Origin of the sequence: Pigmentibacter ruber (assembly GCF_009792895.1) — a bacterium.
Taxonomy (GTDB): Bacteria; Bdellovibrionota_B; Oligoflexia; order Silvanigrellales; family Silvanigrellaceae; genus Silvanigrella; species Silvanigrella rubra.
On record NZ_WSSC01000001.1, the window covers coordinates 74,416 to 90,148 of the forward strand.

At 28.8% G+C, this 15,733-nt stretch carries 9 protein-coding genes; 7 read left to right on the forward strand and 2 right to left on the reverse strand.

The features are described 5' to 3' along the window. Positions 1 to 122: 122 nt before the first annotated feature. A complete protein-coding gene (locus GOY08_RS00365) occupies positions 123 to 1,145 on the reverse strand; it encodes a hypothetical protein (RefSeq protein WP_158996581.1) in 1,023 nt (340 codons plus the stop codon). A gap of 233 nt (positions 1,146 to 1,378) precedes the next feature. Between GOY08_RS00365 and GOY08_RS00370 the strand changes: the two genes are divergently transcribed. The 3 genes from GOY08_RS00370 to acs are packed head-to-tail and all read left to right on the forward strand — an operon-like array spanning position 1,379 to position 6,914. Next, positions 1,379 to 1,681: a hypothetical protein gene (locus tag GOY08_RS00370; protein WP_158996582.1), complete on the forward strand. Its 303-nt coding sequence runs from the start codon at positions 1,379 to 1,381 to the stop codon at positions 1,679 to 1,681. Next, positions 1,678 to 4,944, forward strand: a complete 3,267-nt coding sequence (locus tag GOY08_RS00375) for an aminotransferase class I/II-fold pyridoxal phosphate-dependent enzyme (RefSeq protein WP_158996583.1) — start codon at positions 1,678 to 1,680, stop codon at positions 4,942 to 4,944. Before GOY08_RS00370 ends, GOY08_RS00375 begins: the two co-directional genes overlap by 4 nt. Further along, positions 4,944 to 6,914, forward strand: a complete 1,971-nt coding sequence (acs, locus tag GOY08_RS00380) for an acetate--CoA ligase (RefSeq protein ID WP_158996584.1) — start codon at positions 4,944 to 4,946, stop codon at positions 6,912 to 6,914. Before GOY08_RS00375 ends, acs begins: the two co-directional genes overlap by 1 nt. Positions 6,915 to 6,957: 43 nt before the next feature. On the opposite strand, the gene GOY08_RS00385 is transcribed toward acs, so the two are convergent. Continuing rightward, complete coding sequence (locus GOY08_RS00385) at positions 6,958 to 8,073, reverse strand: hybrid sensor histidine kinase/response regulator (RefSeq protein ID WP_158996585.1); 1,116 nt, start codon at positions 8,071 to 8,073, stop codon at positions 6,958 to 6,960. Positions 8,074 to 8,217: 144 nt separating this feature from the next. Here GOY08_RS00385 and GOY08_RS00390 point away from each other — a divergent pair, with 144 nt between their 5' ends. From GOY08_RS00390 to GOY08_RS00400, 4 genes are all read left to right on the forward strand, one after another. Continuing rightward, the gene (locus GOY08_RS00390) at positions 8,218 to 10,017 is read left to right on the forward strand and encodes an ATP-binding protein (protein ID WP_158996586.1); all 1,800 of its coding nucleotides are present in this window, start codon (positions 8,218 to 8,220) and stop codon (positions 10,015 to 10,017) included. Positions 10,018 to 10,117: 100 nt separating this feature from the next. Further along, positions 10,118 to 10,252 (forward strand): hypothetical protein, encoded by a 135-nt coding sequence (locus GOY08_RS15585; protein ID WP_268892483.1) that lies wholly within the window; start codon positions 10,118 to 10,120, stop codon positions 10,250 to 10,252. 95 nt (positions 10,253 to 10,347) lie between these two features. Beyond that, the gene (gene asnA / locus GOY08_RS00395) at positions 10,348 to 11,349 is read left to right on the forward strand and encodes an aspartate--ammonia ligase (RefSeq protein WP_158996587.1); all 1,002 of its coding nucleotides are present in this window, start codon (positions 10,348 to 10,350) and stop codon (positions 11,347 to 11,349) included. 165 nt (positions 11,350 to 11,514) lie between these two features. Continuing rightward, complete coding sequence (locus tag GOY08_RS00400) at positions 11,515 to 15,675, forward strand: hypothetical protein (RefSeq protein ID WP_158996588.1); 4,161 nt, start codon at positions 11,515 to 11,517, stop codon at positions 15,673 to 15,675. Positions 15,676 to 15,733 lie beyond the last annotated feature (58 nt).

The following is a 15,733-nucleotide window of genomic DNA, read 5'->3' on the forward strand; positions in this document are numbered from 1 at the left end:
TCTGAACAACACTGTGCGGATATTGATACATATGTGGAATGTTTCATTTCATTTTGCACAATGCTGTAATATACAAGGTTGTCATATTGCTATGAGTCTTTCAAGTTTTATGTTTGGTATTCTTAAAATTGCCAACTTCCTCCAAGGTTGATGTATGGTGCGATCCATTGGCGTTGTGGGATATCTGCATCGGAATTACCAGATTGAGTTGTATTTACTGTGCTAGTGGATACATCTAATCCTAAACTTGTAAGTAAACTAAAGCGTCCTGATTTAGATCCTTCAGCAGATTCAAATCCACCAGTTGCTGCAATTCTAATTCCAAAATTTTGTTCCGTTTTTTGTAAGGAAACATTATTATAATTAAAGCCTAAATTATTTTGAAAATAAAATGGTTCTAAATGTGCATAGAGTCTAATTGGTGCACTTAATCCAGTTTGTTGGTTGCTCCAATTTACAAGTTCTATATCAGCAGGAAGTGAGACTTGATATGTGGGATATTTTTGTGATTGTCTATAAAAATAACTAGCATTATCATTAAAAGTACCGTGGGAATTAGAATCTTTACTAATTGAATTTTGATTATTTGTTGTAGCATTTCCAGAAAAAAATGCACTAAATGAAATTCCTTGAGAATATAAAGAAGTAATAGTTTGGGAATAGTTAACTTTAGCAGTTATCCCTTGGCTAGTAATGCTTGTTCCATTATTATCGTAATTTAATCTGCGATAACCAATTTGCGCATTCATATAAATTTTGTTGTCAACATCGCGAAGAATTTGAAATCCACCAAAAGCATCTATTAAATAAAAGCTTCCACCTTTCCAATTAGGATCCCAATATTGTCTAAAAGGGGCGTAAGCCATACCAAATGCATCACCACCAAGAACAATTCCCCTTGTTAATCCTAATACACATTGTTCATAACTACAGAAAATTTCCGCTTCATCAGGAAATGAAGAAGGAGATAAACGCATAGCGGATAATGAACGTGGACGGGTATTTACAAAAGGTGAAATACCATCAGAATAATCAGGAGTTTGTTGATAAACAGGTCTTCCATCATTTTGGGCAAATGCGACAAGTTGAGTACTTCCCAAAAATGTAATTAAACTGACATATTTTGCAAATTTTACTTTGTTCATATTTTCCCCTATCGACAAACTACAATAAAACCAACTTTCAAAGTCAATTTTAGACTTTTCAAAAAATCTTTATACAGGTATTTTTTCAGAGTAACAATTTATATAATGAACAATCATAGTGATATCAAAATATACCGGATGTTCTTATTTCTTGTTAATTTGAAAATGATATTTGATTGTGTCATATTAGCAAAAATGTATATTCGGGCTTAACACGGAGGTTATTATTGAGTATGCTGTTTTCCTTAGATAATTTTTTGCAACTTAATCTTTCCAATGATGTGTTCCCATTTATGATTGTATTTTATTGGATCATTTGTGGTGCAATAGTTCAGTCATTTTTTATAAAAATTGATAAATATATACCAAATTCCAATTCTTGTCATACTATAGAAACAAGTATAACAAGAAGATTATTTTATTTTATTTGTGGGGGGGCAATATTACCAATGCTTTTTGCATTATTGCCTCCAATATTTGCATTAGGTTATTTAGGTAAAATAATAGAAGAAAAAGAATACAGGAAAAAGACATGAAAAAAACTGGAGAGGGTAGTCGGGAACATTGGAGCTTTGATTTAAAATCTTTTTTAAATAATTGTAAAAAATCATCAAATCAAACTTTTGAAAACTTAAAATTTTTGTTAGAAAAATTAGATGACCCTCATACAAGAAAAGCTGCTCGTTGTGCATTAAGTGAATTATTTTATTACTTCACACAATCAAACTCTAATGAAGATTTTATTGAAAATTATCACTTTTCTCTTGATAAATTAATTACTGATGGAGATGAAAGTAGTAATAATACTTTAGTTTTATTGCAACTACCTAGTATTTTTACACCTGAAGATTGGTCATTTACATTTTTTGAAGGTTTAGCAAGATATCCTATTTCAGAGTTTCATCATCGTACTTTAGCTGAATTAGGTTGTGGAAATGGTTGGATAAGTATTGCATTAGCAAAAAAATGTTCTCCAACTATGATATATGGACTAGATATAAATCCAAAAGCAATAATTTGTGCACGTATTAATTTATATTTAAATGCTTTAGATATGCAAGGAAATCCTATAACAGATTCAGAAGGAAAATCAATTCTTGAAAGAGTAACATTTCATCATTCAGATTTGTTAGAATATTGTATTGAAAAACAAATTAAATTAGACAAAGTAATAGGCTGTATTCCTCAAGTTCTTGCACCAGATTCTAGTCTTATTCCGACTATAAAACCAGATGAAGCTACTGATGAAGCATTGTATGAATTAAGTAATTATTGCTCTAAACAAGGTTACATTGAAGATCAATTTGGATTAGGTCTCATTGCAAGAGCTGTAGAAGAATCCATTGAGGTCATGAAATTATCTGGAAAAGTAGTTCTAAATTTAGGAGGTCGCCCAGGAAAAGCTGTCTTAGAAAGATTGTTAACTCGGCGCGGTCTTAAAGTAACAACTGTCTGGCAAACAAAAATTGAACAAGCAGGTGACACAGAAATTAAACCTTTAGTTGATATTGAAAAAAACTCATCCTATCGTTTTGAATTTTATATGGGGCCTAATTCATCAGACAGTATTTCTGCTAGAACAGCCTATGCTTATCTGCAAAATGGAGGAAAAATTTTCCATTCATTGCAAGTCTTAGATGCAGAAATCCGTGATAGTCATAAAATGAAAAAAGTGTTGAGATTATTAAAAAAAGAAGAATATTCAGATGCCAGAAGTGGTTTAGATTTAACTTACTCAGATCGTTCTTTAGTTGAAGAAAAACTTTCATTTTTGGCAAGACTTTCAGATAAATTAAGTTCGCAATCAGCGTTTGATTATGAGGATATACGTGGCGAGATTACTTTTAGAAGGAACTTAGCAGAGTATTTTAGAACATATTGGAGAATTCCAATTACAGCAAAAAGTATTCTTATAGCACCTTCTAGAATTGCATTTGTACGAAATATTTTTTCAAATTATGCAATTAAAAAAGCAATTATAGATAAAGAAATTGCTAAAGAGCTGCCGCAAGAATGGATTCAAAATGATTATCATAATTCTGAAGAAGAAATCTTTGTCATAGAGTCTCCAAAACAATGTGAACTTGTATGTAAACTAATAGAAACAATTCATCCTGAGTTAGTTGTTTGTTCACTAAGTGATTTTGAACTAAAAAATCAAGATTCTTTTAAACGCTTAATAGAAACAAGTGAAAAATACGGCACAAGATTAGTTGTGGATTTTAGTAATGGATGTGATCTTTCTAGCTATCCTAAAGGTAACGGAATATTTGAATACTTATTTGATAGAGAATTACCTAAACATGTAACATTAATTTGTGCCTTAATTCATAATAGAATTTATACAGATTTAGAAGTTACATTTTCAATTTGTGAAAATGAAACCTTTATTAATGGTATGTGCAATGCTGCAGAATTAACTTATAGTAGGACGTCTGTAGTATTACAAGAATTTTATAATACAATTTTAGTTGATTTACTTAGTTTTCATGTCAAGAATAATAAAAGAGGGGTAAGCAATTCTCTGCGGTTACCAATTGAAGAAGACAAAGAGTTTGAAAAAAAATTCGTTTCATTCTCAAAAAACTATAAAAATATTGCAAAACATCCAGCAATTAAAGAGTCCTTTCATAATATTGATGCAAAAATAGTACGTTTAGATTATGGTGAAAATTGTTTTCCAACTGCAAATTTTGTAAAAGCAGCAATTTTTGAAAGTTTTGTGCGACAAAATATTTCAAATTTTGAACAATCGCCTGAGCTAGATATCAGAGAAAATCTTTCCAATCGTTATGGCTTTGTGGAGATAGATAACACATCACTCCATCTGGCAAATGGTGTGTCGGCTTTATTCTCAAGTATAGCGGAGTTCTGCGCCGCACATAAAAATTCTATTATTATACCTACAGGAAATTATGGTTATTTTGAGGCTGCAGCTCTTTATTTTGGTGTAAATGTATTACATTTAAAAACTAAAATAGAGCATCAATATAAAATCCAAGCTATAAAGTTAAAAGAAATTTTAACAACAGAAAAAAAGAATTGTTGGGTTTTTTTAAATATGCCAATCGTAAATCCAACTGGAGCAAAATATTCAAAACAAGAAGTGATAGAAATTTTTAAAGTTGCTGAGAAATATCAGGCAACAGTTGTTTTGGATACCATTTTTTCTCAATTAGAATTTAATAAGAAAGAATCCATATTTGATATTTCTTCTATTATTAAAAATTATGCTCCAAATTTAAAATTTGTTCTTTTTGGAGGGCTATCTAAAGAATTATCAGCAGGAGGTTTGCGAATTGGTTACGCATTTACTAATTCTAATCTTGCTAAAAGTGCATTTGACCGTAGTGTGCAAAATCCAATTCCAACAACAATTAAATATGCCATTAAAAAAATCTTTTATTGTTTAAATAATCAGATTGATGAAGTTACCCATCATTTCCAAGAGCAAGCTGCATTTTTAAAAGAGAGAGCTGAAAAATTAAGCCATATTCTATCTGTGCATGGCTGGGAACCACTCGATTCAAAGGGTGGATTATTTATCATCGCAAAACCTACAAAACTTATTGGAAAAAGTGCCTCTTTAAAACTTAACAATAAGACAGAAAATGTTACAATAACCGGTGATAATGTGCATGAAGTTTTATTTAATTTAACGGGTTTACTTATTAATGGTGCTGAATGGACAGGCATTCCAAGTTATTGTCGGTTTGTATTATCAGTTTCAGAAAGTGATTTTGAAAAGGCAATTGATAGACTGAGATTATTTTGGAATACCGTAAATCGGGAGGAATAATGGCTCAAAAAGAGATTGGTGAGGTTTCTATTGATTCACTGTTAACAGAAAATAGAAAATTTTTACCATCTAAATCTTTTGCAGAAGATTATATTTTAAAAGATTTTTCAACATATAAAAGAATGTATAATTCCTCCATAAAAAACCCACAAAAATTTTGGGAAGGAATGGCTACGAAACATTTAGTATTTTTTAAAAAGTGGCGAGCTATTCATAGATGGAAAGATTGTAATGCCGAATGGTTTGTTGGTGGTACTTTAAATATTTCCTACAATTGTTTAGACAGACATGTTTTTAGTAACAAAAATAACAAAGCAGCAATTATTTGGGAAGGTGAGCCTGGAGAAGTCAAAACGTTAACTTACCAACAATTATTAATGGAAGTTTCTAAATGCGCTAATGGATTAAAAAGTTTAGGCCTTGAAGTTGGTGATAAAGTAGCAATTTATATGCCATTAATTCCTGAAGCAGTAATTGCAATGCTTGCTTGTGTCCGCTTGGGGCTTGTACATACTGTTGTTTTTGGTGGGTTTAGTAGTAATTCATTGCGCGATAGAATTCAGGATTCAAATTGTAAATTACTGATTACAGCCGATGGAGGCTTTCGCAAAGGCAATTCAGTAAAAATGAAAGACATGGCCGATGAAATATTAAAGGACACCCCAAGTATTCAAAATGTTCTTGTAGTGAAAAGAACAAACGAAAATGTAAATATGAAAAAAGGGCGAGATGTTTGGTGGCATGAATTATTGGCAAAGCAACAAAATTATTGTGAGCCAGTAGCTGTTGGTTCTGAACATCCTGCCTTTATTTTGTATACTAGCGGCACGACAGGAAAGCCAAAAGGACTCTTGCATACCACTGCTGGATATTTGCTTGGTGCTACGGTAACAGCAAAATATATTTTTGATATTAAAGATTCAGATGTCTATTGGTGTACAGCTGATGTTGGTTGGATTACAGGACATTCTTATGTTGTGTATGGACCACTAAGTAACGGTGCAACTATTTTTATGTATGAAGGCGCTCCTACATTTCCAGAACCAGATCGCTTTTGGAAAATGATTTCTAACCACAAATTAACAATTTTATATACAGCTCCAACAGCAATTCGTGCTTTTATTCGTCTTGGAAATGAATATCCTTTAAGACATGATCTTTCTAGTTTGAGATTACTTGGAACTGTAGGAGAACCTATCAATCCTGAAGCTTGGATCTGGTATTACGAAATTATTGGAAAGAAAAAATGCCCAATTGTAGATACATGGTGGCAGACAGAAACCGGAGCCGCTATGATTGCACCTTTGCCAGGAGTAACACCAACTAAACCTGGAAGTGCAACTCTTCCTTTTTTTGGTATTGAACCTGTTATTCTTAAAAAAGACGGGACAAAATCAAAAGGATCTGAGGGAGGATATCTTTGTATTAAAAAACCATGGCCTTACATGGCGCGGACAATATATGGAGATCATGAGCGCTATAAAAATACTTATTGGAAGGAAATTGAAGGCCATTACTTTACTGGTGATGGTGCGCATCAGGATAAAGATGGTTATTTTTGGATCATGGGACGAGTGGATGATGTTATCAACGTGAGTGGGCATAGGCTTGGGACTATGGAAATTGAAAGTGCTGCAGTGCATCATCCATGTATTGCAGAATGTGCTGTAGTTGGTAGACCTGATCAAATTAAAGGGCAAGGGATAGTTGCGTTTGTAACTTTAAAAAAAGCTGTTACGGTAAATAAATATTTAAAAGACGATATTTCAAATTTTATAACAAAAGAAATTGGCAGTCTTGCAAGACCTGATGAAATTCGTTTTACAGAAGCGTTACCCAAAACTCGAAGTGGTAAAATTATGCGCAGACTTTTACGGGAACTTGCTACAACAGGTTCAATTAAAGGTGACACTACAACTCTTGAAGATTTTTCAGTACTTGAAAAATTAAGGGAGAAAGATGAAGAGTAAATGCAAAGCAAAGTAACTAAATTTTTATTTTAAATATTCCTTATTATTCGATTAGGGGAAGTATTACTATAAATTTTGCATTCTCACTAAATGAATCATATAAAATACTTCCATATTGTATTTCAAGAAGTTTTTTACTGATACTGAGGCCTAAACCAATTCCTTTTTCTCTATTTTTTGTCGTATAAAATGGTTTCATAAGTTGTTCTTGAATTTCAATTGGAAGTCTCTTACCACTATCAGTTACAGAAATTTGCACTGCTTTATTTTCTGTCCAGCAATCAATTGTGATCCATCTCTCTTCAAGATTTTGCTCAGCAATTGATTCGCATGAATTTTTTATTAAATTTATAAAAACTTGTATGAGCAGTTCAGGTAAGCACTGAATGATTATATTTTTGTCACAATTAATCTGAACTTTTATATCATTAATTTTAAGATTGTCTTCAAGCAAATATTTTGTATTTTCTAGAAGTTCAAATAAATTATATTTTTCTTTACTAATTCTCTTAGTATTTGGGTATGCGAGCATTTTAATACTTTTAATTATTTTGGTAATCATCTCAGAGTGAGAAACAATTTTTTCAGAATATTTTAAGGCGTTTTGCAATGCTACATTTTTAGGTTGATTTGCTAGTTCATCTTCAAGATATTTTTTAAGAAGATAAGTAGAACCTGAAATAAAAGCAATATGATTATTTATATTATGGATAATTCCAGGTGAAATTTCTGATAATAAAGAAAGTTGTTGTTCGTGAACATATTCTATTTGTGAGTATGGGTTTGCAGACTTAATACCTTTTTCTTCAAGAAATTTTTTTGTTGCACCTACAATATCATCGATGGCAAATGGTTTATTAAATAATGCAGTGCCTCCAAGGTCATTTGCTTCTTCTGCTGAAAGATCAGAATAAGCTGACATACAGACAATAACTGGTTTGTAATCTTCTAAATTTTTTAATTCCTCAAGAAGTTGATAACCAGTACTCACTGGCATGCGCATATCCGTTAAAATAACATCAGGTAATGATTGTTTACAGATAGACAAAGCTTCTTTTCCATTTTTTGCAGTCAGAGTATCAAATCCTTCTTTTTTGTATTTTAAGGATAAAAATTGGCATATTATAGGTTCATCATCAACAATAAGAATAGAAGGCATAGAGCTCCCTTAAATCATCCTAAAGTTCTTTCCCATTTTTTTCGGAGAAATTAACTTAAAATTTAAACTTTTTAAAAAAATAATAAAGAAACTGAATACGGTTACGAAAATAATAAGTATTTGTAATTGAAAGGAAATTATGGATTGATAGAAAGTCCTTTGTTTGTAAATTTAATTTTAAACGATGACTTGATAAGTAGCGACTTACTCGGGATTTATGCTATTTTAATTTTTGGAATATTACTTGTTTTTTTAGTATATTCAGTGGTTTTTTCTGTTTATTTTAAACGAAAAAATTATTATCTTTATAATGTTTATTTAATTTCGTTAATTTTTTTCATTTTAACAACTTCCGATGTAGCAAAAAAAATTTATTTAGACAAAAGTGAATTATTTTATTCTGTAAACTTTATTTTATGCCATGTTTTGCTTTTTATTTCGCTTTCCTTGTTTTTAATTAGTTCATTAAAATTAAAGAAAAATATACCAAAAATTGCAAAATTTTTAGTATACTTTATGGCTTATCCTTGTTTTCTAGTTCTTTTGTCTATTTTTAACTTGCAGTTATCAAAAATGTTAATTTTATATTTATTTATTTTTTTTCCAGTAATTTTTTTATTTATTACTTTTTTTTCCTTTAGATATGAAAATATTTTTGCAAAAAATTATTTAAAAATATTAATTTTTATTTTGCTGGCTTATTTTATTTATGCAATTAATTTAAATTATGAACTTCATACAAAAAATATTTTTAAATTTATTTTATATACATCTTTTGTAATTGAAGTAATATATTACTCTTTTGCCTTGGCTAATAAACTTAGAAAATACTCTGATGATATAAAGTTACTAGAAAGAAAAGCTATTTTGCAGGATATTAAATTTCATGATTTATTAGATGTAACTTTTGACTGCTTTTGGGAAACTGATAATTTTGGAAATTTAGTTTATATTTCAAAAAAAATATATGAAAAATTAGGAAATACTAACGAAAATTTTAAGTTTAAAAAACTAGAAGATTTGTTCTCAAATAAAGCTCCAAATGAACTAAAAATTCATTTAAGAGCTGTTATGAATAAAAGAAAATCTTTTAAAAATATTGATTTAGTAAGTGAAAAGAATGATGGGCAATTTATATGGTTTAATGTTAATGCAATAGAGAAAATTGATAATTATGGATATTTTCAAGGATATATTGGAGCATTAATAGATGAAACAAAAGCAAAATACATTCAAGAAGAAAAATTTCTTGAAAATAATATTAAAAGTTTAGCAAGAATGGCAGGTTCTATTGCGCATGAAATTAATAACCCTTTAGCTTACATCTTCTTAGGAATAGATTCTGTTATTAATAATAGTGAAATAGTACACTTAAATAGTAAAGATAAAATTTTACATACTTTAACGGAAATGAAAAAAAAGGGGTTAAAAATATCGCAAATAGTTGCTAAATTAAAGGGATTATCCTTACAAAGTAACGATTTAATTAAAACTGATTGTAGGCTATCTGCAGTTGTAGATATGGCTCTTAAATTTTGTGAAAATGAATTAAAAACAACAAAAATTAAGGTGAAATTATCGATACCAGAGAATGAAAAGTTGGTGACAATTAAGAAAGAAGAAGTTTCAAAGGCTCTTGTGAATCTTATCCATAATGCTATTGAAGCTACAGAAAATATATCTGAACCAACTTTAATTATTACAATATATGAAGAAGGAAATGAGGATATTATTCTCTCAATTATGGATAATGGTATACCTATACCTATAGATAAAAGGGTAAGTATATTTGAACCTTTTTATACTACAAAAGATTTTAAGAACTTAGGCTTGGGATTAACTCAGTCATATCAATTTGTTAGACGTAATGGAGGGAATCTATATTTAGATCCCACATCGAGTAATACTAACTTTCTCATGAAATTTAAAGGAAAAGATAATTAAAATGAGAACTATCTAACCTTTCTCGTTGACAGTTTTTTATTGATCAAATAAGCTAACAAGGTTACGAATATCTGTAACCCTTCATAAAAGGTGAATTGCAATGAAATTAGAAAGTCTATTTATTACTAAAATAGGAGAAGCTTTTGACCTTGCTTCTCAAGAAATAATGTTATCAACACTTGTTTCTTCTTCTAATAATTGCAATTCTAATAACGCCAATCTAAATAATAATTAATTCCAATTTTATAAAAATTTAATACATTTTTCAGAAAAATTATTTGTTAATTTGTTTTCTGAATTTTTCAAACCCTAATTTATTTGAGGTGATTTATGTCATTTAGCTCAATTGCGAGTTCTATTTCTTCAACTTCAGCTGCTGAATTAAAAACAGTTGAAAAACATTTACACTTTGTAAAAACATTTTTTGCTGATCAGCTTGCTGAAACATTAAATCTACAAAAAGTGTCAGCACCACTTTTTGTTGAAGCAGGGACAGGAATAAACGATGATTTAAATGGAATTGAAATTCCTGTTTCTTTTAAAATTCCTGAATATAGTCAAAGCAAGTCAATTGAAATAGTCCAGTCATTAGCAAAATGGAAACGAATCATGCTGAAAAAATATGATTTCAGTATTGGGGAGGGACTATATACTGATATGCGAGCAATTCGCCCTTGTGATAAAATCGATGCAACTCATTCTGCTTATGTTGATCAGTGGGATTGGGAACGTGTTATAAGTAAAGAACAAAGAAATTTAAGTTACTTAAAACAACTTGTCGAAAAAATTTATACAGCTATAAAAACAACTGAAATTGTTTTTGCCCAAAAATACTCTGCAACTACACCTATTTTGCCAGATTCTATTAAATTTATTCATACTGAAGAATTGCTAGAGCTATATCCGCATTTATCTCCTGTAGAAAGAGAAACTGAAATTTGTCGCAAGTATGGAGCTGTTTTTTTAATTGGAATAGGTGGGAAATTAAAGAACGGAATTCCCCATGATGGCAGAGCACCAGACTACGACGATTGGAGTTCCATTACAGAAAAAGGTTTTCAAGGATTAAACGGGGATATTCTTGTTTGGAATCCAGAGCTACAAAGTACTTTTGAACTTTCATCAATGGGAATTCGAGTGGATGCTGAAACCTTACAAAGACAATTGAAGCTTTTAGACTGCCAAGAGCGTTCTGCACTATATTTTCATTCACAATTGTTAAAAGGTGAATTGCCGTTGTCAATTGGTGGTGGCATTGGACAGTCTAGATTAGCAATGTTTTTGCTCAGAAAGAAGCATATTGGACAAGTGCAGGCTGCTGTTTTTAAATAATTTTATAAGAAAAAGAAGGTCTACCTCAACATAAAGTTAGGGTAGACCTTTTTTTACAAAGAAAAAATAAATAAAGCTGAAATGATTGTATCTCATAAAAAAATGTTCAATTATCCCTTAGTCTGTCCACCGAAATGACTATGCTAGAGGGGCTTGATAAAAAACATGCTGAATCAAATTCAAATGAAAAGACAGCTTCTAAAAAGTAAAGATGAATTAGAAGGTTTTACTTTAAAGAATAGGTCAATTTTTTATGAACCAAATGAACAGAGAAGTGTTAATTTATCTTCAGAAGAAACATTATGTGGAGTGCAAACAGCAAGTGATCCTTTTGCAAATCAGGTTTTTCGTTGGAGTTCAAAAGAGTTTGATCAGTTATTAAGCTCTAAAGCTATTGATTTAAGTTCTATTTTAAAAATTAAAGATAAAGATTTTAGTACTAAAATAAATCTGTATCAAAGATTAAATTATTTTTGCCATCTTAGTTTTTTGTCTGAATCAAATGATAATAACCCTGGATTGTTTTTATTGGGACCATTTTTAGAATGGAAAAGCCCTATAAATAATACAAATGCACCTATTTTTAAAATTCCTGTTTATTTAAAAAAAGACAATGAAAATAGATTTATCATTGTAGTTAAAGAAAAAACGTTTACCTTTAGTAAAGTCTTGTTATTTTATTTAGATTATACTTTTAATATTAAAATAAATGAGGAAAAAACATTTACATCAGCTAATTATGCTTTACATTATTTGATAGAAAAATTACGAATGAGTAATATTGATATCCAATTTTTAAAATATAAGTATGATGTGAAATATGAAGAAGAGCATTTATCAAGTCAATTTTCAATTTACGACTTTATTTATTTAGATGTATTTGAACAAGATTTTTTACCTATACATCAAGATTTTAATAATGTCATAAGAAGTTTTAGTGAAAATAGATTTATTAAAAAAATTGCAGATGGCATTGAAGAAAAATTAGAACAAAACATAGAAAATTTTCAAGCAACCTCATTTTTAGATAACATTAATTCCAATATTCTCCCATATCAAGCTGAATATAATATTTTGCAAATATTACAAAAAATAGAAATGTATGATATTATAAAACTTGAAAGTATTTATGGTCTTGAAGTAGAAAAAAATTTAATTAATATTCTTGCTTTCTATATTTTGGAAGGGAAATACGTTTTATTTGTTTCAGAATCAAATAAAACACTAAATGATATATATTTGCAACTATCAAATTTAGGATTTAAGAATAGGCTTGCTAAAATTTCAGCTGAAATTGATAATAAATATGACGTATATGATACTATATTTGAACAGTTTAATGAAATTCGAGGTGAAATAAATAAAGATAAATTTCTTGATTCATTAAATTTTTTGAAGAAAACTAAATTTGAAATTAATGAATTGACTAAAATTCTTCAAGAAAAACATTTAAAAAGCGGTTTAGCTAATTTTGAAATATTACACAAAGTTTTTTTTGCTAAAAAAGAGCTTTTTGATAATAATGTTTATCAAAAATTTGGTTATATAGAATGGAGTAAATTAGCAAGTATTTTAGATGATATTAACGGTATACAATATTTTTATAATCGCCTTAATAATAATTTAGATAGCCCATGGCGATTTAAATTAACTAGAACGTTGAAAAATAAAAAAATATTTGATGAATTGCAAGAAATAAAAAGCAATATTAATAATTTAAAAGGAACTAAGGCTTATATTGAATATAAATATAATCAATTTTTAAAACAACATGTTTTGGAAGAACAACTGCCGCAATATTTTATTTTTCTAGAAAATTTTAAAGATTATTTCGATATTTCTTATGACTATCGATTGTTATGGGAAAACAAGGTAAATTTTTTAATTGATTTGCGAAAATTTAGTACTGAAATAATAGAGCTTTTAGAAGAAATTATTTTGATAAAAAACAGTTTTGATCAACCAAAAGAAGAGCCAGATATTGCAACGGTAGATGAAATAATAGAATTTTTTAGTGATTTATCCCCATATACTAATTGGTTTAATAAAAAATATTGGTCTTTAAAAAGAAAAGCAAAACAAATATTTCCAAACTGGGACGAAAATATAAAAATATTTAAAGACTATAAAAGCTATCTTGCTCTTTGTAGCAAATTAGAAGACTACATTCAGAAAATAAAATATAATGTGTTTTCTGAACCATTTAATTCGGAAATATGCTTTGAAAAAATTCAAAAAATATGTGCTGAGTTAGAAAAAATGCATGAACTTTTTAATTTAGCAAAAGAATGTATATCACAAGAACATTTCTCAGAACTAACAGAATCATATTATAGTTATAAAAATAAAATTCAATTCTTTCGTGAGTTAGATGAAATTAGTAAGCAATTAAAAGAATGTGATGAAAATATTGAGATAGAATGGCAAAAACTTTCACAATTTATTCAAGTTGAAAAAGTAAATTTAGGAAGTATTGAGAAGAAAATAAGTTTTATTAATGTACTTATTGATAGAATGGATGATATAGATTTTATTCATCAGTATAATAATATAATAAATAATTTACAGGATAAATACCAGTTAGTTAACTTAGATATCGAAATCATTGAAAGCTTGTCTAATTACCAAGTACCTTGGAAAGAAGTAGTATACGCTTCTGTTGTGATTGGATGGTTTAATGATATTTTATCATATAATCCTTCTTTGAAGTTATATGGAAGAGAATATCTTGAAAATCTTGCTCTTGAATATCTTGAAGCAAATGAATACGTAAAAGCAAATTTGTATCATTACTATGAAAGTCAAGATAATTATCAAACAATAAATATTAAGGAACAAAAATTATATAAGCAAATGTTATATAATTTACTTAAGAAAGACACTTCTATTTTAAACCCCGAAGAAAGCAAATTATTTAAATCTTTAAAATCTTGTTGGTTGTTGTCAGCAAATTCTGTCTCGAAATATTTGCCCTATGAAAATTGTATGTTTGATCTTGTGATTCTTGATATTAAAGATCAAACAAATATGGATAAATTTATCCCAGCAATTTTTCGTGGCAAAAAATTAATAAAACTAGATTACGATTCTAGGTTAGAATATAATTTTTTAGGTAATAAAAAAACTTTTGCAGAACAAAATTTTACTAATAAATTTTCTTATTCTCATTTATTAAAAGAACAAATAAACTTGAAATTATTAACTTATTTTGAAACAAAACATGAGCCTTTATGGTCATTTCTTAATCATGCTTTTTATTCAGGTGATTTAGCTTTAGCTTGCAAACCTCTTCCTATTCTAAGTAGCCAAAGTTTTGAATATATTGAAGTTCATTATCATGTAGGAAAATATCACGAAGATTATTTTTTTGAAATTAATGATGTTGTGCATTGGTTAAGTGAAAAAATATTGGATCAAGACTCTTCTGTATTTGTAATTATAACTGTTTCTTTAGAGCAATTATTATTTTATAAAGAACATTTTTTTGAAAAATTATATTTTGCAATTCAAAAACAAATTTCTAGAACAAATTTACGTGAAAGAATTAAAATAATTACTATTCATGAATTTCAACCAACAAAGTATCATTATGCCCTCTTTGTTCCTGGTAATATTTTACAAAATGGAAAATTAGATTATCAAGCAATGCTTCAACCTTTCAAAGAAACTAATATTAAGAAAGTATTAAGCTCTATATTGTCCCTAACTGGTGAAAAATTTGTTCTATTTAATCCGTTTCCTTTATATTTAATAGAAACAAATGACTCCTCGTATAGTGATAACTATAATTTTTGTATTTGGGGACGATTTTTGAAATATTTAAAAGCATTATCTAATTTGCAATATGAAAAAGCATTTCATATTTTAAAATCATTTAAATCAACCGCACTTAATGAGCAAATGAAAGCTTCGGAGTTTACTTTGTTTGTGAAAGAAAAACTAGTTCAAGCTGGCTATAAGGTGACAGAAATGTATGGCTATAACAATATCTATATTGATTTGGTAGTCTACCATCCTAGCGCTGAAAATGAAGTTTTATTAGGGATAGAATGTGATGAATGTATCTCTCACTCAGCACAAATTTTGACTGATAAGCTTGTTGTTCGTGATAAAATATTAATTCTAGAAGGTTGGAACTTAGAAAAAGTTTACTCTGTTGATTGGCTAAGAAATCCTGAGTTTGAATTTAAAAGACTTTTACAAGTTATTCAAAGTTTAATTGATTGTTTTGAAATTCATAGGCAACAAGCAGCGTTTCCTTTGCCTCCAACTATCGAAACACATTATCAAAGTAATGAGCAGAATGAATATAGTAAACTTATTTAATTAAGTTAAAAAAAACAAACCGCATTGATTAAATTGTGAAATTAAATTAGTAAATTTG

What these genes read in the sequence shown, in the direction of transcription:
- GOY08_RS00365 (WP_158996581.1), bottom strand. Translation starts at nt 1,145, where the DNA reads ATGAACAAAGTAAAATTTGCAAAATATGTCAGTTTAATTACATTTTTG.
- GOY08_RS00370 (WP_158996582.1), top strand. Translation starts at nt 1,379, where the DNA reads ATGCTGTTTTCCTTAGATAATTTTTTGCAACTTAATCTTTCCAATGAT.
- GOY08_RS00375 (WP_158996583.1), top strand. Translation starts at nt 1,678, where the DNA reads ATGAAAAAAACTGGAGAGGGTAGTCGGGAACATTGGAGCTTTGATTTA.
- acs (WP_158996584.1), top strand. Translation starts at nt 4,944, where the DNA reads ATGGCTCAAAAAGAGATTGGTGAGGTTTCTATTGATTCACTGTTAACA.
- GOY08_RS00385 (WP_158996585.1), bottom strand. Translation starts at nt 8,073, where the DNA reads ATGCCTTCTATTCTTATTGTTGATGATGAACCTATAATATGCCAATTT.
- GOY08_RS15585 (WP_268892483.1), top strand. Translation starts at nt 10,118, where the DNA reads ATGAAATTAGAAAGTCTATTTATTACTAAAATAGGAGAAGCTTTTGAC.
- asnA (WP_158996587.1), top strand. Translation starts at nt 10,348, where the DNA reads ATGTCATTTAGCTCAATTGCGAGTTCTATTTCTTCAACTTCAGCTGCT.
- GOY08_RS00400 (WP_158996588.1), top strand. Translation starts at nt 11,515, where the DNA reads ATGCTGAATCAAATTCAAATGAAAAGACAGCTTCTAAAAAGTAAAGAT.